Source organism: Sphingomonas sp. PvP056, assembly GCF_040549155.1.
Taxonomy (GTDB): Bacteria; Pseudomonadota; Alphaproteobacteria; order Sphingomonadales; family Sphingomonadaceae; genus Sphingomonas.
The window spans coordinates 282494-301600 of record NZ_JBEPST010000006.1 but is presented as its reverse complement, the minus strand read 5'-3'; the positions used below and the strand labels follow the sequence as shown (position 1 = coordinate 301600).

General features: G+C 67.5%; 19 protein-coding genes. 5 read left to right on the top strand and 14 right to left on the bottom strand.

The features are described 5' to 3' along the window. Positions 1 to 88: 88 nt before the first annotated feature. Together ABIC17_RS15715 and ABIC17_RS15710 are read right to left on the bottom strand one after the other, a co-directional pair. Positions 89 to 298, bottom strand: coding sequence for a hypothetical protein (locus ABIC17_RS15715; protein ID WP_354283329.1), 210 nt, complete (start codon positions 296 to 298; stop codon positions 89 to 91). 30 nt (positions 299 to 328) lie between these two features. Then, positions 329 to 1327 (bottom strand): YihY/virulence factor BrkB family protein, encoded by a 999-nt coding sequence (locus ABIC17_RS15710; protein WP_354283327.1) that lies wholly within the window; start codon positions 1325 to 1327, stop codon positions 329 to 331. A 175-nt stretch (positions 1328 to 1502) separates the two neighbouring features. Between ABIC17_RS15710 and ABIC17_RS15705 the strand changes: the two genes are divergently transcribed. From ABIC17_RS15705 to ABIC17_RS15690, 4 genes are all read left to right on the top strand, one after another. Continuing rightward, on the top strand, positions 1503 to 1991 hold the full coding sequence (locus ABIC17_RS15705; RefSeq protein ID WP_354283326.1) for a hypothetical protein: 489 nt from the start codon (positions 1503 to 1505) through the stop codon (positions 1989 to 1991). 238 nt (positions 1992 to 2229) lie between these two features. Further along, entirely contained in the window at positions 2230 to 3159 is a 930-nt protein-coding gene (locus ABIC17_RS15700; RefSeq protein WP_354283324.1) for a hypothetical protein, read from the top strand. A 379-nt stretch (positions 3160 to 3538) separates the two neighbouring features. Then, positions 3539 to 5671 carry a S9 family peptidase gene (locus ABIC17_RS15695; RefSeq protein WP_354283322.1) on the top strand — a complete coding sequence of 711 codons (2133 nt, stop codon included), beginning with the start codon at positions 3539 to 3541 and terminating at the stop codon, positions 5669 to 5671. A gap of 131 nt (positions 5672 to 5802) precedes the next feature. Then, the gene (locus ABIC17_RS15690; RefSeq protein ID WP_354283387.1) at positions 5803 to 6543 is read left to right on the top strand and encodes a metallophosphoesterase family protein; all 741 of its coding nucleotides are present in this window, start codon (positions 5803 to 5805) and stop codon (positions 6541 to 6543) included. A gap of 92 nt (positions 6544 to 6635) precedes the next feature. Here the strand turns inward: ABIC17_RS15690 and ABIC17_RS15685 are convergent, their stop codons facing one another. After that, positions 6636 to 8351, bottom strand: a complete 1716-nt coding sequence (locus tag ABIC17_RS15685; RefSeq protein WP_502958477.1) for a cation acetate symporter — start codon at positions 8349 to 8351, stop codon at positions 6636 to 6638. Then, the gene (locus ABIC17_RS15680) at positions 8348 to 8674 is read right to left on the bottom strand and encodes a DUF485 domain-containing protein (protein ID WP_354283320.1); all 327 of its coding nucleotides are present in this window, start codon (positions 8672 to 8674) and stop codon (positions 8348 to 8350) included. The genes ABIC17_RS15685 and ABIC17_RS15680 overlap by 4 nt, the downstream gene beginning before the upstream one ends. Before the next feature lie 169 nt (positions 8675 to 8843). Here ABIC17_RS15680 and ABIC17_RS15675 point away from each other — a divergent pair, with 169 nt between their 5' ends. Further along, a complete protein-coding gene (locus ABIC17_RS15675) occupies positions 8844 to 10142 on the top strand; it encodes a Xaa-Pro dipeptidase (protein WP_354283318.1) in 1299 nt (432 codons plus the stop codon). Between the two features lie 119 nt (positions 10143 to 10261). Here ABIC17_RS15675 and ABIC17_RS15670 read toward each other — a convergent pair whose 3' ends face one another. The 10 genes from ABIC17_RS15670 to ABIC17_RS15625 are packed head-to-tail and all read right to left on the bottom strand — an operon-like array spanning position 10262 to position 19104. After that, positions 10262 to 10813, bottom strand: coding sequence for a histidine phosphatase family protein (locus ABIC17_RS15670; RefSeq protein WP_354283316.1), 552 nt, complete (start codon positions 10811 to 10813; stop codon positions 10262 to 10264). Then, positions 10810 to 11574 carry an adenosylcobinamide-GDP ribazoletransferase gene (gene cobS, locus ABIC17_RS15665; protein ID WP_354283314.1) on the bottom strand — a complete coding sequence of 255 codons (765 nt, stop codon included), beginning with the start codon at positions 11572 to 11574 and terminating at the stop codon, positions 10810 to 10812. The genes ABIC17_RS15670 and cobS overlap by 4 nt, the downstream gene beginning before the upstream one ends. A gap of 1 nt (position 11575) precedes the next feature. Continuing rightward, complete coding sequence (gene cobT / locus ABIC17_RS15660) at positions 11576 to 12595, bottom strand: nicotinate-nucleotide--dimethylbenzimidazole phosphoribosyltransferase (RefSeq protein ID WP_354283312.1); 1020 nt, start codon at positions 12593 to 12595, stop codon at positions 11576 to 11578. Next, positions 12592 to 14052, bottom strand: a complete 1461-nt coding sequence (locus ABIC17_RS15655) for a cobyric acid synthase (RefSeq protein ID WP_354283384.1) — start codon at positions 14050 to 14052, stop codon at positions 12592 to 12594. The genes cobT and ABIC17_RS15655 overlap by 4 nt, the downstream gene beginning before the upstream one ends. Beyond that, positions 14040 to 14951 carry an adenosylcobinamide-phosphate synthase CbiB gene (gene cbiB / locus ABIC17_RS15650; RefSeq protein ID WP_354283310.1) on the bottom strand — a complete coding sequence of 304 codons (912 nt, stop codon included), beginning with the start codon at positions 14949 to 14951 and terminating at the stop codon, positions 14040 to 14042. Before cbiB ends, ABIC17_RS15655 begins: the two co-directional genes overlap by 13 nt. Next, complete coding sequence (locus tag ABIC17_RS15645; RefSeq protein ID WP_354283308.1) at positions 14948 to 15718, bottom strand: ABC transporter ATP-binding protein; 771 nt, start codon at positions 15716 to 15718, stop codon at positions 14948 to 14950. The genes cbiB and ABIC17_RS15645 overlap by 4 nt, the downstream gene beginning before the upstream one ends. Then, positions 15715 to 16677 (bottom strand): FecCD family ABC transporter permease, encoded by a 963-nt coding sequence (locus ABIC17_RS15640; RefSeq protein WP_354283306.1) that lies wholly within the window; start codon positions 16675 to 16677, stop codon positions 15715 to 15717. The genes ABIC17_RS15645 and ABIC17_RS15640 overlap by 4 nt, the downstream gene beginning before the upstream one ends. Further along, complete coding sequence (locus ABIC17_RS15635) at positions 16674 to 17483, bottom strand: ABC transporter substrate-binding protein (protein WP_354283304.1); 810 nt, start codon at positions 17481 to 17483, stop codon at positions 16674 to 16676. The genes ABIC17_RS15640 and ABIC17_RS15635 overlap by 4 nt, the downstream gene beginning before the upstream one ends. After that, positions 17480 to 18094, bottom strand: coding sequence for a cob(I)yrinic acid a,c-diamide adenosyltransferase (gene cobO, locus ABIC17_RS15630; protein ID WP_354283302.1), 615 nt, complete (start codon positions 18092 to 18094; stop codon positions 17480 to 17482). The genes ABIC17_RS15635 and cobO overlap by 4 nt, the downstream gene beginning before the upstream one ends. After that, a complete protein-coding gene (locus tag ABIC17_RS15625) occupies positions 18091 to 19104 on the bottom strand; it encodes an aminotransferase class I/II-fold pyridoxal phosphate-dependent enzyme (RefSeq protein WP_354283300.1) in 1014 nt (337 codons plus the stop codon). Before ABIC17_RS15625 ends, cobO begins: the two co-directional genes overlap by 4 nt. Between the last annotated feature and the right edge of the window lie 3 nt (positions 19105 to 19107).

The window sequence follows — 19107 nt, the reverse complement described above, 5'->3', positions numbered from 1 at the left end:
CCGCGAGCGGCGTTGGACAATGAGACATTCGACCACCTCCTTTCAGTTGTTGACGTTGACCAGCATGTGGGTGCGGGCGTTTCGCCGTTCAAGACCCGTTTACAACGTCTTGCGACACTTCGTCCGGATCGGCGCGGTCGCGGCCGAGCCACGCCAGCGCCGCGGTCCCGCCGACCAGCAACGCGCCCTCCAGCCCCCGCCCGCGGCGCAACAGCGACAGGCCGAGCGTGGCGGCGACCGATGTCTTCCATCCGACCTTCTGCGCGCCGACCAGCCCCGCAACTTGCCCGCTGGCCACGCCGATCGCGGTGGTGGACGTCTGGCGTGGTTACGCATCTAGCCGTGCGGCAGGTTCCGCGAGACCGGTCGAGGCGGGCGCGTCGTGCCCGTCGCCCGCGACGTTGTCCGCTGCCCAGGCACCGCGTTCCCCCATCGGGGCGTCGGCATGGGTGGTGTCCTTGGCGGTCTGGTGCTCGAGCTCGGCGTTGAGTTCGGCACCGAACAGCAGGATGTAGCTCGACAAATACAGCCACGTCAGCGTCACCACCACCGCACCGAGCGACCCGTAGGTCGCGTTGTAATTGCCGAACTGTGCGACATAGATGCCGAAACCGATCGTCAGGAGCAGCCACATCAGTGCAGCAAACAGCGACCCCGGTGTAAGCCACATCCAGCGCGCGTGGCGACGCGACGGGCCGTAGCGGTACAGCGCCCCGGCCGCGGTCGCACCGGCGAACAGGACGAGCGCATAGACCGCGATCTTGCCCGCGATGACGGCGGCTTCGGGTGCCCCCGGAAACAGCGCCTGCAAATAGCCGAGCGCGGCGATCGCCACCAGCGCGAGCATCGCCGCGATCACCGCGGACGCCGTGATCCCGATTGCCAGCAAATTGACGTGGATGAACCCGCGCTTCTCCTGTTCCTCATAGGCGACGTTGAGCGCGGTGATGATCGCCCCCGCCCCGTTGCGCGCACCGAAGATCGCGAGGGCGAGCGCAAGCGCCAGGCCCAGCCCCTTCTTGCCGTCCGATGCCTGGACCACGCCCATCAACTGTTCGCCGATCAGGCGCGCGACATCGGCAGGCATCACCGAAGTCAATTGCGTCATGTCGCGAATGACGGTCGCGGGATCCGCCGCGAGCCCGTAGACCAGCACGGTCGCACCCAGCAGCGGCACCAGCGCGAGAAAGCCGTAGAAGGCGACGCCCGCCGCGATCAGCCCGATATTGTCGTTGCCGGTTTCCGCCCAAGCCCGCTTGAGCACCGCAAACCACGCCGCGCGCGGCATCTGCCACGGGCTTTCCGCTGTATGTCCGTACTTATCCACTACCGCCCCACTGATCGCCGTGCCGATCCTTGGACACTGTAAGGGGAACCCCTCGATCCGGGTGCCGTTCCACTGTTGCGTGTCGATACCGTTGGTCGTGGCGCTCGAGACGCAGTGGCCAAGCCTTATCTTACCCCGTATCGAGGACCGATCGACGGTAGAAGGTACGGGCTTCTTGATACGCTGGGGATCATGGCTGGCTCTGTTGCTCCTCGCCGCGTGCGGTCCGGAGCGTCATCCCCCCGCGCGGCTGATGTTCGGCGGACTGCCGGTGCGCGGGAGCATCGCGGACGCCCGCGCGGCGGGCTTCACCGATTGCGTCCAGCCCGACTGGGACAGCCTGCGCTGTCGTCGGCACAAGGTCGTGTTCCAGGGGGCGGGGCCGTATGAAGCCGCGGTCGATCTGGTCGGCCATGATGGCGGCGGCGGGTTCGACCAGTTGATCCTGTGGCATGGGCAGGACCAATATGCGGTCTACAAGATTACCGACGTGCTCGACCGGCAGGGATGGAAGAATTGCAGCACCGGCGACGGCGAGCGGGGCGACCAGATCGTCTATTCGCACGCAGGCGTCCCGGTCCGTATGTCGATGGACCTGAGCTATTGGGGAAAGCGCCGCCTTCGCGTGCTGCCCGCATCGAATACGCGCGAACGGCGCTGCTGATTGCTAGTATTTGACGGGAAACCCGGCCTCCCGGACACTGGCTGTCGAAGCTGCCGGTCGGGAAAGGCCCAAAGCCGGTCATTCTAGACCGATCGCTGCAGTCCCGAAATCTGGCATTACTGTGATACAGAGCTAAAAATTGCACATCATGTGGTCAAGATTGAGGAAGGCGAGAGTAGGTGCGTTAAATCACGGGGCGGCGCTGGCAGCAGAGCAGTAGACAGTTTAAGCTATCGCAATGCGCATCATCCTTCTTGCCTTGGCTTGGTTCTTGACTGGCGCTGCGTCAGCCGATGTTCCGATTGGCACGTTCCAGACATGGGCATCGTACAAGAAGCTGCCGCTAGACTTCACCTCAGGTGGCGTCAGTGTGCATGTGCAGGCGATGCCGTGTTCCAATCCGCCAGCTATTGAAAGTGAATCCTGCCACTACGATCAATTCAATAATCAGGCGTTTGTAACCGTCGGCGGGCGGGGAGTCGCACCAATGACGGTGCTGACCGATAAGCAAAGCGCTTATGCACGAATTGCCGTCGTGCGATTTGATGAGCACGATCCGCGACCTGGGGTGATCGTCGAAAGCCAATATGGAGGCTCGGGCGGCAAACTGACGCTGCAGCTACTTGTTCCCAGAAGCAACAGCTACCAATCGTTATCACTGGAGGATTACAACGGGGCGGATCTGCAAGGACAGTTGGCAGACTCACCCCAGGATCTCTCTGCGGACGGTCGGATCGACCTGAAGTTCGAAGATGGCGCGTTTGAATCTGCATTTGGCTGTAATGCCTGCACCCCGCGTCCTCCCGTCTTGTTTGCGGTCAAGGCAGGCAAAGTCGTGGATGAAAGTCGCGATCCGGCGCTGCGGGGCGTATTTGCTACCGATATGGCGAGACTGGCACCGACATGTCTGTCCAACAAGCGCTACCGCAATGGCGCCTGTGCGGCGTACATCGCAGACGCAGTGCGGGCGGGACAGTTCAAGACGGCATGGGCTAGTATGCTGCAACATTATGAACCCGGCGGGGACTTATGGGAGCCTTGCAGCGTGCCCGTTTCGGCTTGGGTAAACCACCGCTGCCCGGAAGGGCATGGCACCCATTTTCGAGATTTCCCTGAATCGCTACGCGCTTTTCTCGTGCGGTCAGGCTATCTTCGTCCTGACCACTGATGGTAAACCGATCCATATCATCGGTATCTCAATGCGAAGCGTGCAAGCATTGCATCAAGCAAGTACAGCATAAACCCGCGCAACCTGCCGACGCAAAAATCTGATGCGTTTCACGCGGGCGTCAAGCGTCGGCTTTCTAGTTGCGAGGCTCTAGAAAGCAGCCGGACTGCTCCCTGCCAAGCCGCCCGTCGGATCAAGTAAAACGGTGTCGACATACTGCCCTGGCAGACAAACTCGCCTTCATTCTGCTGTGACAGTCTACCTCCTGACCTGACGCCAGCGGGCACGTTCTGGCGTAAAATCCCATCGTGTCGAGGCTTGTGCGCATGGCGCGGCGCGGTCATCCTCTGCGGCAAGATCACGGCGATATGGGGGTATGATGACGCGTTTCACAAAACGGGCGACGATGTTGACGAGCGCCGCGCTGTTGATCGCAGGGGCTGCACAGGCGCAGCAGGCCGCTGCCCCGCCGCGTGCGGCGAAGAAGCCGTTTCAGGTCGTCTCGCCCAATGGCGCGCGCGATGACGCCTATTACTGGCTGCGCGACGACACCCGCAAGAACCCCGAGATGCTCGCCTATCTCGCCGCCGAGAACGCTTACGCCGATGCGCAGCTCGCGCCGCTGAAACCGCTCGAGGCGAAACTCTATGCCGAGACCGTGTCGCACATCAAACAGGACGACAGTTCGGTCCCCTATGCCAGGAACGGCTATTATTACGGTTCGCGCTTCGCGACCGGCGCGAACTATCCCGTGATCGAGCGCCGCAAGGGCACCCCGACCGCACCCGCGACGATGCTGTTCGACGAGCCCGCAATGGCGGAGGGGCACAGCTACTTCGCGCTGTCGGACTGGGCGGTCAGCCCGGACAATGCGCGGGTAGCCTGGGCGGAGGATACCGTCGGGCGGCGGCAATATGTGCTGAAGGTCAACGATCTGGCGAGCGGCACCGCGCTGCCCGACACGATTCCCAACATCGAACCCAATGTCGTCTGGGCGGATGACAATCGCACGATCCTGTATGTCGCCAAGGACCCGGTGACGCTGCGCGGCGTCAAGGTGATGGCGCATGTGCTCGGAACCCCGGCGACGGCGGACACGATGCTGTACGAGGAGAAGGACGAGACTTTCCAGATGAGCATCGCGCGGACCACCGACGATCGCTTCGTTTGCATCCGGGTCGAGAGCACCGTCAGCGACGAGCAGCGTTGCGCCCCCGCCGCCGCACCGACCAGCTTCACCGTGCTCGCGCCGCGGGTGCGCGACTTCCGCTATGGTGCGGATCACCAGGGCAACCGCTGGATCATCCGGACCAATCGCGCGGCGAAGAACTACAAGCTCGTCACGCTCGCCGACGCCGATCTCGCCAAGGGGCTCGCCGCGTGGCGTGACCTGACCCCGGCGAGCGACAGCGTGTTCATCGAAGGCTTCAAGCCGTTCGCGGGCTTCGTCGCGATCGACCAGCGCGAGGGCGGCAACCGGATGATCCGGCTGCTGACCGATGCGGGCAAGGCGATCCCGGTCAAGGCGGACGAACCCGCTTACCGGATGGCGCTCGACGTCAACGAGGAGCCGAGCACGCCGTGGGTGCGCTACACCTATGGCTCGCTGGTGACGCCGACGACGACCTATGAGGTCAATGCGAAGACCGGCGCGCGGCGGGTGCTGAAGGTCGCCCCGGTGCCGGGCTACGATCCCGCCAATTACGTCACCGAACGCGTCTGGACGAGCGCGCGGGACGGGGCGCGGATCCCGGTGTCCTTGGTCTATCGCAAGGGCGTCAAGCGCGACGGCACCGCGCCGTTGTTCCAATATGCCTATGGCAGCTACGGGATTTCGATGGACCCGGCGGTCGACCCGGGGCGGATCGGGATGCTCGACCGCGGGGTCGTCTACGCGATCGCGCATATCCGCGGCGGGCAGGAAATGGGGCGCGGCTGGTATGACGACGGGCATCTGCTCAACAAGAAGAACAGCTTCACCGACTTCATCGACGTCACCCGCTTCCTCGTCGCGCAGAAATATGCCGCGCGCGACCGTGTCGCCGCGATGGGGGGCAGCGCAGGCGGGTTGCTGATGGGAGCGGTCGCGAACATGGCACCGGCCGATTATAAGGCGATCGTCGCGCAGGTGCCGTTCGTCGATGTCGTCACGACGATGCTCGACGCGTCGATCCCGCTGACCACCTTCGAATATGACGAATGGGGCAACCCCGCGCAAAAGCCGTTCTACGACTATATGCTGAGCTACTCGCCCTACGACAACGTCGCGGCGAAGGCCTATCCGGCGCTCTATGTCGGGACCGGGCTGTGGGACAGCCAGGTGCAATATTACGAACCGACCAAATGGGTCGCCAAGCTGCGCGAGCTCAAGACCGACGCCAACCCCTTGCTGTTCCGCGTCAACATGGAGGCGGGGCATGGCGGCAAGTCGGGCCGCTTCGAACGCTTCCGGCAAAATGCGGAGTGGCAGGCGTTCGTGCTGGATCAATTGGGGGCGACGGGGGCACCGTAAGGCACGGCGCAGGTGTGCCACCCGGGGGGGCGGAGGGCTCTCCCCCCCGGGGGCGGTGCGCTAAGCCGGAGTCCGGATGGTGGACCTGCACCAGACTATGCTAGTCCCCGTCTTTGAGGTTGGGGGCGACCGTGAGAATTGGAATTATAGCTGACGCGCACGGCAATCTAGCTGCGCTTGAAGCGGTGATGGCCGGGTTACGCGACGCTGCGCCCGACATCATCGTCAATCTTGGCGACCTTGTCTCAGGGCCTTTCGATCCCGCCGGTAGTGCCGAAGCGCAAATGCTGGCCGGCTACGCCACGATCGCCGGAAACCATGAACGCCAGCTTCTGGATGACAGCACCGGCGCCTTGGACGTGCTGTCGCGACCGCTTCTGTCGGCGCAGCATTGGGCGTGGATCAGGAGCCTGCCGGCGACCCTGACGCTCGATGGGGGCGATGTCTTCGTTTGCCACGGAAGTCCTGCCGGTGGGGATCTGGAATATCTACTCGAAGATGTCAGCTCCGGTCGCGCCTCGATAGCCGAGGAAGCTGCCATTCTGCCGCGCCTCGATGGCATCGGCGGCGCACGCCTCTTGCTGTGCGGGCATACGCACATGCCGCGCATGGTCACGGTGGGCGACGTGCTGGTGGTCAATCCGGGGAGCGTCGGGATGCCGAGCTACCGCGAGCGCGGTGGCGTTCCGCATGTCATGGAAGCGGGGAGCCCGTTGGCGCGCTACGCCATCGTGGAGCGTAGCGCGTCGGGTTGGTCTGCAGCGTTGCACGGCGTGCCGTACGATTATGAAATCGCGGCGCGCCAGGCGGAAGCGTTTGGATTCCCGAACTTTGCGTTTTCCGTTCGGACGGGTCGCGTCATGGCCGACTAGGCTGTCACGCCGCCAGCCGTCCTCGACGACCCGCCGAACGACCGTTGCTTTGCCACCGCTAACAGCACGTATTCGACAGCATGCAACCGACCTTAGTGGTCGGCGGCGGCGTGGACACCGATCCCTGTCTCCGAGCGCAACCGCTGTTCGGGATAGGCCGCCCGGTCGATCGCCGAGCGGGGGCTACGGTCGAGCGTCGAGATCAGCCAGATCGCGAGGAATGCGGCCGGAACCGAGAACAAAGCGGGCGAGCTGTACGGGAAGATCGCGGCCTCGAAGTGGAACACCGCGACCCAGATCACCGGTGACAACACCGTCAGCACGAACGCACTGAGCAGCCCGATCGCGCCGCCCCAGGCCGCGCCCTTGGTGGTGCAGCCCTTCCACAGCAGCGACATCACCAGCACCGGGAAATTGCCCGAGGCTGCCAGCGCGAAGGCAAGGCTGACCATGAAGGCGACATTCTGCTTCTGGAACACCACGCCGAGGATGATCGCGGCGATCCCGAGCAGGATCGTCGTGATCCGCGACACGCGCAGCTCCTTGACCGGATCGGCGTCGCCTTTGCGGATCACGCTCGCATAGACATCGTGCGAAATCGCGGACGCCGCCGACAGCGTCAGCCCCGCGACCACCGCGAGGATCGTCGCGAAGGCGACCGCCGAGATGAAGCCGAGGAACAGGTTTCCGCCGATCGCATGCGCGAGATGCATCACCGCCATGTTGTTGCCGCCGCGGAGGGCACCCGCCGCATCGACATATTCCGGGTTGAACGAGATCATCACGATCGCGCCGAAGCCGAGGATGAAGGTCAGCGCGTAGAAATAGCCGATCCACACCGTCGCCCACAGGATCGACTTGCGCGCCTCGCGCGCGTCGGGAACGGTGAAGAAGCGCATCAGGATATGCGGCAGCCCCGCGGTGCCGAGCATCAGCGCGAAGCCGAACGACAAGGCCGAGATCGGATCCTTGATGAACCCGCCCGGCCCCATGATCGCACGGCCCTTGGCGGCTGCGTCCGCCGGGGAAAGCCCGCTTTCGAGCGCGAGCTTCGTCTTGACCGCGACCGCCTTGGCGAACAGCGCCTCGAGCGAGAAGCCGACGCTCGACATCACCCCGAGCACCAGGAAGGTCGCGCCGCAGAGCAGCATCACCGCCTTGATGATCTGCACCCACGATGTCGCGCGCATCCCGCCGAACAGGACATAGACCATCATCAACCCGCCGACGACGATGATCGCGATGAGATAGGGCAGGCCGAACAGCAATTGGATCAGCTGCCCCGCGCCGACCATCTGCGCGATCAGGTAGAAGGACACGACGAGCAACGTGCTGACCGCCGAGAAACTGCGCACCGGCCCCTGCATGAAGCGATAGGAGGCGACGTCGGCGAAGGTGAAGCGCCCGAGGTTGCGGAGCTTTTCCGCGACGAGGAACAGCACGATCGGCCAGCCGACGAGAAAGCCGATCGCGTAGATCAGCCCGTCATAGCCATCGTTGAAGATCTGCGAGGTGATGCCGAGGAACGACGCCGCCGAACAATAATCGCCCGCCATCGCGAGCCCGTTCTGGAAGCCGGTGATCCCGCCGCCGGTGTAGAAATCCGACACGGTCCGCGTCCGCCGCGCCGCCGCGCCGGTGATCCACAAGGTGATCGCGACGAACCCGCCGAACATCAGGATCGCGGTCCAGTTGGTCGGCTGCCGCGCGACCGCACCCGCGATCGCGGCATTCGCGCCGGTCGCCCAGCCGAGCAATGCGATCATCGCCGCACTGACGAACAAGCTCCGGGACGGTTTGCGCGTCATGCGCCTGCGTCCGCGAGCAGTTCGGCGAGGCGGGCGTCGTAGCTCCCGTTCGCGCGCCACACATAGACCGCGCAGATCGCGACCGTGCCGACCAGCATCGCCGCGCCGAGCACCACCGCGAGGCTGATCGTCCCGCCGCCGACCGGCTGCGCCATCAGCGGCTTGTCGAACGCGATCAGCGAAATGAAGCTGCTGTAGACGATCACGGTGATCGCGGTGAGAATCCACGAGAACCGCTGCCGGTCGCGCACCAGCGCGACGTAGCGAGGGTCCGCGGCGATCCGCGCTTCGAGCGCGCTGGTGGTTTGGGTGGGGGCTGGCATGGCGGCATCATCGGGGAGGATGCCGCGGATGGCAACGTCCTGCGCGATCAATGGCTAAGCTTTGATGATTTGGCCCCCTTGATCGCTGCGGCGCATCATGGTCTGTGATGCGTCCGAGCGGTGCTCTCCGCCGATCCATTTCCGTCTCCCGTCTGCCAAAGGATGCCCGATGCGTTCAAAGTCCTGCCTGTTCGTCGCGCTCGCTTCGGTTGCAGGATTCGCTGCTACGCCGGTCTCCGCCAAGACGGTCGTCGTCACCGCGGCACACATGATCGATGTGCTCGGCGGCAAGCGCGTCGACGATGCGCAGATCACGGTGGTCGACGGGCGGATCACCGCGATCGGGCGGCGCGGGGATGCGATTCCGGCGGGCGCGGAGCGGGTCGACCTCGGCAATCGCACGGTGCTGCCCGGGCTGATCGACATGCACGTCCATCTGACCAGCGACCCCACCTTGAGCGGGTATCGCGGGCTCGAATTCACCGACAGTTACTGGACCGTGCTCGGCGTGGCCAATGCACGCAAGACGTTGGACGCGGGCTTCACCACGGTGCGCAACGTCGGATCGAGCGATTATGCCGACGTCGGGCTGAAGCAGGGGATCGAGCGCGGCGAGATCCCCGGGCCGCGGATCGTGCCTGCGACCTATGCGCTCGGCGTGACCGGCGGGCATTGCGACGCGACCGAATTCCCGCCGTCGATCACCACCGCCGCGCCGCAGATCGCCAATTCGCCCGAGGGCTTCCGCGCGGCGGTCCGCACGATCCGCAAATATGGTGCGCAAGTGGTCAAGGTCTGCATGACCGGGGGCGTGCTCTCCAAGGGCGATTCGGTCGGCGCGCAGCAACTGAGTTACGACGAGATCAAGGCGATCGTCGACGAAGCGCACATGCTGGGGATGCGCGTCGCGGTCCATGCGCACGGCACCGAGGGGATCAACGTCGCCTTGCGCGCCGGGGTCGACACGATCGAACATGCCAGCCTCGCCGATGCCACCTCGTTCAAGCTCGCCAAGGAGCATGGGGCGTGGTTCGACATGGATATCTATGACGACGATTATATCCTCGCCGAAGGGGCCAAGAACGGCGTGTTCCAGGAGAGCCTCGACAAGGAGCGCGCGGTCGGGCTCAAGCAGCGCCAGACCTTTCGTGCGGCACATGCGGCGGGGGTGAAGATGCTGTTCGGGACCGATGCGGGGGTCTATCCCAACGGCAACAACGCGTTGCAATTCGCCAAGATGGTCGAATGGGGGATGACCCCGATGGAAGCGATCCAGTCCGCCACGAGCAGCGCCGCGCAAGCGCTCGACCGCACCGCCGACGTCGGCGCGATCGCGGTGGGGCGCTACGGCGATCTGGTTGCGGTGGATGGCGATCCGCTGGCGGACATCCGGACGTTGGAGCGCGTGGCGTTCGTAATGAAGGGCGGCGTGGTCGTGCGCGGGGGGAGTGCGTCAACGGAGGGCTGATCTCCTTAAGCCCCTCCCCTTCAGGGGAGGGGTTGGGGGTGGGGCAGTCCAGCCAAACTTCGCTCTCTGCGAGGCACTGCCCCACCCCAACCCCTCCCCTGAAGGGGAGGGGCTTAAAGTTAGTCCCGCGACACCGCGACGATTTCCCCGCACCCCGGAATAAACCGCACCATCGCTTCCAGCGGCTCCCCCGCCTGCCATGTCCGCAGCGCCGCGATCGGGCCGCCGTGCGCGATCACCAGCGTGGTGCCCGACGTCGGCAACCGCCCCCACGCCGCCTGCGCGCGCTGCGACAGGTCCAGCCCGGTCTCCCCGCCGCCGGGGCGAAACCCCGTCGGATCGGTGACCATCCGGTCCATCAGATCCCCGGTTTCGCGCCAGAGCGCGTGCCACGTCCGCCCCTCCCAGGTGCCGAAGTCGCGCTCCAGCCATCCGCTATCCTCGCGAACGGGGATATCGCGACCCTGCCCAATCCTCTCCGCCAGCCGCCGCGTGCGCAGCGCGCCCGAGTGGACGATCGCATCGATCGGCCGGGTCGCGAGCTGGTCGGCCAGCGCGCGCGCCATCGCTGTGCCAGCGCGGCTCCACCCCATGTCGGATCGGCCATAGCAGCGCTTGCGCCACGCGAGCGTAACGGGCGGGTGCCGCAGCAGCAGCACCGATCCACTCACACCGCCACCGCGAGCAGCACCACAAGCTGCCCGACATAGGCCGCGAACCCCAGGCAATCCCCCGTACTCCCGCCGATCCGCCGCCGCAGGAACCGCGCCAGCCACCACAGGAATACCGCGCCGACGAACAGGCTCGCCGTGACCGGAACGAGGTGCGACACCGCCAGCGGCACGATCCCCGGCAGCGCCAGCACGATGGCGAGCGCGACCCGGCGCGGGGGCACCAGCCCGGCGCGCACCGCCATGCCGTCGCTCCGCACCGGCGCGACGACCCCTGCGAGCGACACCGCCCACAGCCGTCCCATCGTCGCCGCCGCCACGATCGCCGCGACCGAGACCGGCGTGGGCAGTGCGACCATCGCCGCCAGCCGCAACCCCACCGACAGCCCGAGCCCGAGCGTGCCGTACGTGCCGATCCGGCTGTCCTTCATGATCCTGAGCGCAGTCTCGCTGTGCGCGGTGCCGCCGAACGCATCGCAGAAATCCGCGACCGCATCCTCGTGGAACGCCCCGGTCAGCAGCGCCTCGACCATCAGCGCGAGGATCGCCGCGACCAGCGGCGGCCACACCGCTGCGCCCGCCACGAACACCCCCGCCGTCACCAACCCGATCAGCGACCCGACGATCGGCAACCACGCCATCGCGCGCGCGAGGCCATCCGCCGCCTGTTCCGCCGATAGCCGCGCGAGGACCGGCACCGGCAGCCGCGTCAGGAATTGCAGTGCGAGCAACGGCGGTGCCCAAAGTGGCGCGCGCGTCATGTCAGTCCGCCCGGTCCGCGCCGATCGCGTCGAGCCGCGCGACGTCGCGCAGCAGCGCCGCGGCAGCATCGAGCAACGGCAGCGCGACCAGCGCGCCACTCGCTTCGCCGAGCCGCATTTCCCATTCGAGGATCGGCACCAGCCCGAGCGCGGCGAGGGCTGCGGCGTGCCCCGGTTCGGCCGAGCGATGCCCCGCGATCATGCTGCGGACCGTGCCCGGCGCGAGCCGCTCGGCGATCAGCGCGGCGGCGGTGGCGACATAGCCGTCGAGCAGCAGCGTGCAGCCAAGTGCGCCCCCGCGCGCGTAGAACCCCGCCATTGCGGCGAGTTCATAGCCGCAGACAGAAGCGATCGCCGTCGTCGGATCCGCCGCCAGCAGCGGCCCCGCGCGGGCTACCGCGTCGGTGACGACGCGCGCCTTGATCGCGCGCGTCGCATCGTCCGCCCCCGCGCCCCGCCCGACCGCGGCAGCGCCGTCGAGCCCGGTCAGCAGCGCGGTGAGACACGCGGCGGGCGTCGTATTGCCGATCCCCATCTCGCCCGCGATCAATAGCGCGGCCCCCTCTGCAACCGCACGCTCTGCTTCGTCCACGCCGACCTGCCACGCAGCGTCGAACTGCGCGCGCGTCAGGGCGGGGCCGTGCGCGAGGCTCGCGCTGCCGTCGCCGATCCGGGCATCGCGGAAGAAGGCGGGCGGGTCGACCGGGCGCGGCCCCGCGACGCCGACGTCGACCAATCGCAGCGGGCAATCGGTCGCAGCGGCCAGCGCGTTGCTCGTCGCCGCACCCGCGAGGATCGTGCCGACCATCATCCCCGTCACCGCGGAGGGCCACGCAGAAACACCGTCCGCGACGCAGCCATGATCCCCCGCGAACAGCACCGCGCAGCGCGGCTTAGTGCGGGGATCGATCCGCCCCTGCGTCAGCGCGAGCGCAACCGCGATCTCCTCGAGCCGCCCGAGGCTGCGGCGCGGCTTGGCGAGCGCGTCGAGATGCGCCCAGACGGTGTGTTCGTCGATCATCCGGCGTCCTTTGCAATGGTGAGCAGCGCGTCGACGTCGACCACGCGTTCGAGCTGCAAGGCGATCGCGTCGAGCGCGGCGTCGATCGTCTCGCGGCGATCGAGCCCGTCCGACACCGCGCCGAGGCTCGCGACTAGCCACGTGCGGGCTTCCGGCTGATCGAACAGGCCGTGGACGTAGCAGCCGCCGATCTGCCCGTCGCGCGCGGTCGTCCCGTCGTGAGTCCCGTCGTCGAAGCGCAGCAGCGGCGGTGCCGACGACTCCACGGTCGTGACGCCTGCGTGAATCTCATATCCGGTAAAGCGCGCCTCCGCGTCCGCGAACCGCCCGCTGATCGGGCGGGTGCGCTTGTCGGCATGAATCACCGTGTCGATCGGGAGCAGGCCCAATCCCGCGACCGATCCGGGTTCGCCCTCGATCCCGTTCGGATCGGCAATCGTGTTCCCCAGCATTTGATAGCCGCCGCAAATCCCGAGCACCCGCCCGCCACGGCGGACATGTGCGGCGAGATCCACGTCCCACCCCTGCGCGCGCAGAAAGGCGAGGTCGGGGATCGTCGCCTTGGTCCCGGGCAGGATCACCAGCGCTGCATCGCCAGGCAACGGTTGCCCCGGCGGGATCATCGCAAGGCGCACGCCGGGCTCATGCGCGAGCGCGTCGAAATCATCGAAATTGGCGATCCGCGACAGCATCGGCACCGCGATCAGCGGGCCCGCACCATCGCCTGTATCGCGCCCGAGCGCGACCGCATCCTCCGCCGGAAGCCGCGCCGCATCCGCGAGCCACGGCACGACGCCGAGACTACGCCAGCCGGTGCGCGCGGTAATGGCGGAGAGTCCGTCATCGAACAGCGACACGTCACCGCGGAACTTGTTGATCAGGAACCCGCGGATCATCGCGGCATCGGCGGGGTCGATCACTGCCTGCGTGCCGACCAGTGCAGCGATCACCCCGCCGCGATCGATGTCGCCGACCAGCACGACCGGCACTCCGCCTGCGCGCGCAAACCCCATGTTGGCGATGTCGCCACGGCGCAGGTTGATCTCGGCGGGAGAGCCCGCACCCTCGACCACGACGATGTCCGCCTCGCCGCGGAGCCGGTGATAGGCCGCAAGCACTTGCGGGAGCAGCTCTGGCTTGCGCCGCCAGTAATCGCCCGCACGCATTGTGCCCTGCGCCTTGCCGCACACGACGAGTTGCGAGGTCCGGTCGCTTTGCGGCTTGAGCAGGACCGGGTTCATGTCGACGCTGGCGGGAATCCGTGCGGCAATCGCCTGCAACGCCTGCGCGCGGCCGATTTCGCCGCCATCGGCGGTGACGGCAGCGTTGTTCGACATGTTCTGTGGCTTGAACGGGCGGACACTGAGGCCGCGATTGGCGAACACGCGGCACAGCCCCGCGACCAGCACCGACTTGCCGACGTCCGACCCGGTCCCCTGCAACATCACGCCAGCCATGCGATCCCACCAACGATCAGCCATAGCAGCATGCACGCGACCCGGTAGATCCACAGCGCGCGCGCCAGATCGTGCGCGGCGGGGCGGGGGCCTTGGCCAAGGATCGCACGCATCGCGGGTTCGCGATCATAGCTGACCGGCCCGCCCAGCGTACGCGCGAGCGCGCCTGCGATCGCGGCTTCGGGCCAGCCGCCATTGGGCGAGGCATGGTGTCGCGCATCGCGCAGCATCGTCCGCCAGCCGCCGCGCCCCGCCAGGCAAAGCAGCACGCCCGACAAACGGGCGGGGAGCCAGTTGACGCCATCGTCCGCGCGCGCCGCCGCCCAGCCGAACCAGACATATCGCGGCGTGCGGTGGCCGATCATCGAATCCGCAGTGTTGATCGCCTTCGCCGCGAACAGCCCCGGCAAGCCCAAGAGCACGAACCAGAAGGCGGGCGCGACGACGCCGTCGCAGAAACTCTCGGCGAGGCTTTCGATCGCGGCGGTGGCGACGCCCGCTTCGTCGAGCGTATTGGTGTCGCGGCCCACGATCATCGCGACCGCATTCCGCGCCTCCGGCAGATCCCCCGTGGCCAACGGACGCAGCACGGTACGGACGTGATCGTCGAGACTGCGCTGCGCGAGGCCCGTCGTGCCGACGAGCACGACGATCGCCAGCCCCCAGCCATGCCCCGCAATCCGCTCGATCCCGCCGCCGAGGATCGCCGACGCGCCGATCAAGACGCCGAGCAAGGCGATCCCGCCGAGCCGCTGCCGCACCGCGTCGCCGCGGTTCCAGCGGCGCTCGACCGTGTCGATCAGCGTCCCCACCGCCATCACCGGGTGCCACCAGCCTCTCGGATAGCCGAGCGCGGCTTCCGCGATCAGCATCGGGAGCAGCAGCGCGGCATGGTTCACCGCGCGATCGGCAGGATGAAGCGGTGGCCCGCCGGCGTCCGCCCGATCTCGACGTCGACGCGATACGCCTCGGCGAGCAGCGGCGCAGTCAGCACGTCCTCAGCAGGACCGGCGGCGACGACCTTGCCGCCCCGCAGCAGCACCGCATCGTCGGCGACGCGCGCCGCCAGATGCAGGTCGTGCAGCACCAGCACGACCCCGCTCCCCGCATCGGCGATGCTGCGCAACCGGGCGAGCACGTCGAGCTGATGCCCCGGATCGAGGCTCGCGAGCGGTTCGTCGGCGAGCAGCCATTCGGGCTCCCCCGCCAGCACGCGCGCGAGCAACGCACGACCGCGCTCGCCGCCCGAGAGATGCTCGACCCCCTGGTCGGCGAGCCCGGTCATGTCGGTCGCTGCCAACGCGCGCGCGACCGCGTCGCGATCCGCCGCGGTCTCGCCCCAGCGTCCGCGGTGCGGCAGGCGCCCAAGGCCTACCAGAGTCGCGACGTCGATGTTCCAGTGGACGTCGGCGGCCTGCGGCAGCAGCCCGATCGCGCGCGCGCGCACCCGCCGGTCGATCCGCTGGACGTCCTGCCCGTCGAGCGTCGCCGCGCCGTCGTCGGGCTTGCGCAGTGCGGCGAGGCAATCGAGCAGCGTGCTCTTGCCCGCACCGTTCGGCCCGAGCAGCGCGGTCACCCGCCCGCGGCGGTACACGTGGCTGACGGAATCGAGGATGCGCTTGCCATCCAGCGACAGGCCGATCCCCTCGGCGGCGAGGACGCTCATGCAAGCCTCCGGCGCATGCGGATCAGCAGATACAAGAAGAACGGCCCGCCCAGCATCGACATCGCGATCCCCAGCCGCAACTCGCTCACCGTCGGCGCGAGCCGGACGAGGCTGTCCGCGACCGTCAGCAGCACCGCTCCGCCGAGCGCGGAGGGGAGCAGGATCGCGGACGGCCGGTTCCCCGCGAACGGGCGCACCATATGCGGGACGATCAGCCCGACGAACCCGATGATCCCCGCCGACGCCACCGCCGCGCCGACGCACAAGGCGGTGCCCGCGATCACGACAAGCTGCAACCGCCCCGGATCGACCCCGACCGAACGCGCCGCCTGCTCGCCGAGCGTCAGCGCATCGAGCGACCGCGCGGTGGTCGCGAGCAGCGCCGCGCCCACGACGATCAGCGGCAGCGCGACCCTGACGTCGTCCCAGCTGCGATCGGTCAGCGCGCCCATCAGCCACGTCACGATCTGCGACGTGACGAACGGCGTCGGCGCAAGGCTGATCGCAAGCGCGGTGAGCGATCCGGTGATGCTCGTCAAAATCATGCCTGCGAGCGTGAAAAGGATCAGGCTCCCCGATCGCCCCGCGATCAGCGCGAGCAGCGCCATCGTCACGCCGGCCCCGGCCAGCGCGAAGGCGGGCAGCAACCACAATTGTACCGCATAACCGAAATAGAGCGACACCACTGCGCCGAACGCCGCGCCCGACGACACCCCGAACAGTCCGGGATCGGCAAGCGGATTGCGCAGATACCCCTGCATCACCGCCCCCGACAGCCCGAGCGCACCCCCCACCAGCAGCGCGAGCAAGGTGCGCGGCAGCCGCAGTTCGACGATGATGATCGAGCGCGGATCGGCGGCGGTCCAGGCGTCGAGCGGGACCCAGATCTTGCCAGAAGCGACCGACAGGCAGGCCGCCAGCACGAGTGCGATCACCAGCCAGAGCGTGAGCCGGGTCATGCCGCGAACCCGCTGCGCACTTGCCGCAACCGCGCCATCGCGTCGATGATCGTCGGCCCGCCGCAGTTCATCAGCCGGGTCGGGTAGGGCGCGACCGCGATATGCTGCGCCAAACGCCGCACCGCCGGATGCGACGTCACCCGATCCTCGCCCGTTTCGGCGGCGGCGGCCGACAGCAACACGCGCGGCGGTTTGGCGATGAGATATTCGAGCGGCAGCACGTCCCATTTCTTGAGGCCATAGGCAGCACTCATGTTGCGGAACCCACCGCGGCGGAGCAATTCGTCGGGGAGCGTGCCGCTGCCGGGGACAAGGCCGCCCGATTGCCAGATCAACGCCGAGACCGGCGTAGCGCGCGATGGCGTCGCCGCCGCCGCGATCCGCGCCGCCAGCGCCGCCCCGCGCTCCGGATGCCGCACGGCGGCGGCGATGTCGCGCACTTGCGTGATGCTCTCCGCCACGCTCTCGGGCACCTTATATTGCACCAGCGTAATGTGCAGCCGCTTGAGCGCGGCGACGGTCGCGGGCTCGGTATGCGGGCCGGTCAGCACCATGTCGGGGCGCAGCGCGACGACCTCTTCCGCGGTTCCCGAGGTCGCATGGAAGCGATTGGCGATGCCGAGCGGGATCGAGGTCGCGCGCGGGTCCTGCGAATAGTGGCTGATTCCGGCGATCTGCGCGGGATCGGCGACGCGCACCAGCACCGCATCGATACACGGGTTGATCGACACGATCCGCGGCGGGCGCACCGGCGCGGCGGAGGTCAGCAGCGCCGCCGCAATAGGCAGAGCGAGCAGACGGATCAAAACTCGACGCCCTTCTGCGCCTTGAACCCGGCGTTATAGGGGTGCTTCACTTCGGTGAAATCGGTGACGAGGTCGGCGATCTCGAGCAATTCGGGCTTCGCGCCGCGCCCGGTGATGCAGATATGCTTGGTCAGCGGGCGATCCTTCAGGAACGCGACGATCTCGGCGATCGGCAACGTATCGTCGCGCAGCACGATGTTGAGTTCGTCGAGGATCACGAACTCGATTCCCGGATCGAGGATCATTTCCTTCGACCGCTCCCATGCGGCGCGCGCGGCGGCGATGTCGAGTTCTCGGTCCTGCGTGTCCCAGGTGAAGCCTTCGCCCATCACCTCGAAGGTCGCGAGATCGGGGTAGGCTTCGAAGAAGTTGCGCTCGCCCGTCTCCCACTTGCCCTTCACATATTGCAGGATCGCGACCTTCATCCCCCAGCCGATGCTGCGGATCGCCATCCCGAACGCGGACGAGGACTTGCCCTTGCCGTTGCCGGTGTGGACGATCAGCAGCCCGCGTTCGAGCGTGCGGCGCGCCTGCATCCGCTCGCGCGCGGCGGCGATGCGCTTGCTGCGCGCGTTGTGGCGGGCGAAATCTTCCGGGGTTTCGGTCGTCATCGGGGGAACTCCTCGAGCGCGGTGGCGAGACGGACGAGACCTGCCGCACCGCGCGGCAGGCCGATGCGCAGCCGGTCGGGCTGGTCGGCGAAGGGACGAGTCAGGATGGCATGATGCGCGAGCGTTTCGAACAGCTTTGTCGCACCGTCGCATGCAATCAACCGGAACAGCGGCGCGCTGCCGACGACAGGGAGGCCCGCATCGCGCAAGACTTCGTCGAGCAAGCCGCCCGTCTCGGTGATGCGCGCCTGTTGTCCGCGGTGCCAGTGCTGGTCGCGATACGCCGCAGTGCCGATCGCGACTGCCGCGGACGACACCGGCCAGTCGCCGAGCAACGCGCGCAGTTGCGGGGCAAGATCGGTTCCTGCGATGACGAACCCGAGGCGGACCCCGGGGAGGCCGTAGAACTTCCCGAACGAACGCAACACGACGAGGCGGTCGTCGGCATCCGGGCACAGGCCCGGCGCGGGGTCGGCATAGGCTTCGTCCACCACCACGGTCATCCGCCCCGCGAGCATGCGCAGCAGCGCGGGATCGGTGACGCGTCCATCCGGGTTGGCCGGGCTGGCGAGGACGAGCATGTCGGCGTCCGCCACGCCGCCATGCTCCTGCGCGGGGGAACCGCTCGCAAGGCCACGCATGGCATCCGGTGCCACGGCAACCGCGTCAGGCCATGCCGCGAGATGCCCCGCATAGCCCGGCCGCACCACGCACGGTCGCCGCGCAGCGATCACCCGCGCGAGCAGCCGCATCGCGAGGTCGCTCCCCGGCACCGCGACGACCCGCGCGGGATCCGTCACCCCGAACGCCTCCGCCGCCGCGGCCTCGAGCGCCGCGATCGCGCCCGGCTCGGGAAGCTGCTCCCACCCGAGCGGCACGCCCGCGACCGGCCACGCCCAGGGCGCGATCCCGGTCGACAGGTCGATCCAGTCATCCCCGCCGAACGTCGCACGCGCGGCGTCCACGCGCCCGCCGTGCGCGTGGAACAGGGCAAGATCGCGCGCGTGCAACGC

What these genes read in the sequence shown, in the direction of transcription:
- ABIC17_RS15700 (WP_354283324.1), top strand. Translation starts at nt 2,230, where the DNA reads ATGCGCATCATCCTTCTTGCCTTGGCTTGGTTCTTGACTGGCGCTGCG.
- ABIC17_RS15695 (WP_354283322.1), top strand. Translation starts at nt 3,539, where the DNA reads ATGACGCGTTTCACAAAACGGGCGACGATGTTGACGAGCGCCGCGCTG.
- ABIC17_RS15685 (WP_502958477.1), bottom strand. Translation starts at nt 8,351, where the DNA reads ATGACGCGCAAACCGTCCCGGAGCTTGTTCGTCAGTGCGGCGATGATC.
- ABIC17_RS15680 (WP_354283320.1), bottom strand. Translation starts at nt 8,674, where the DNA reads ATGCCAGCCCCCACCCAAACCACCAGCGCGCTCGAAGCGCGGATCGCC.
- ABIC17_RS15675 (WP_354283318.1), top strand. Translation starts at nt 8,844, where the DNA reads ATGCGTTCAAAGTCCTGCCTGTTCGTCGCGCTCGCTTCGGTTGCAGGA.
- cobS (WP_354283314.1), bottom strand. Translation starts at nt 11,574, where the DNA reads ATGACGCGCGCGCCACTTTGGGCACCGCCGTTGCTCGCACTGCAATTC.
- cobT (WP_354283312.1), bottom strand. Translation starts at nt 12,595, where the DNA reads ATGATCGACGAACACACCGTCTGGGCGCATCTCGACGCGCTCGCCAAG.
- ABIC17_RS15655 (WP_354283384.1), bottom strand. Translation starts at nt 14,052, where the DNA reads ATGGCTGGCGTGATGTTGCAGGGGACCGGGTCGGACGTCGGCAAGTCG.
- ABIC17_RS15645 (WP_354283308.1), bottom strand. Translation starts at nt 15,718, where the DNA reads ATGAGCGTCCTCGCCGCCGAGGGGATCGGCCTGTCGCTGGATGGCAAG.
- ABIC17_RS15640 (WP_354283306.1), bottom strand. Translation starts at nt 16,677, where the DNA reads ATGACCCGGCTCACGCTCTGGCTGGTGATCGCACTCGTGCTGGCGGCC.
- cobO (WP_354283302.1), bottom strand. Translation starts at nt 18,094, where the DNA reads ATGACGACCGAAACCCCGGAAGATTTCGCCCGCCACAACGCGCGCAGC.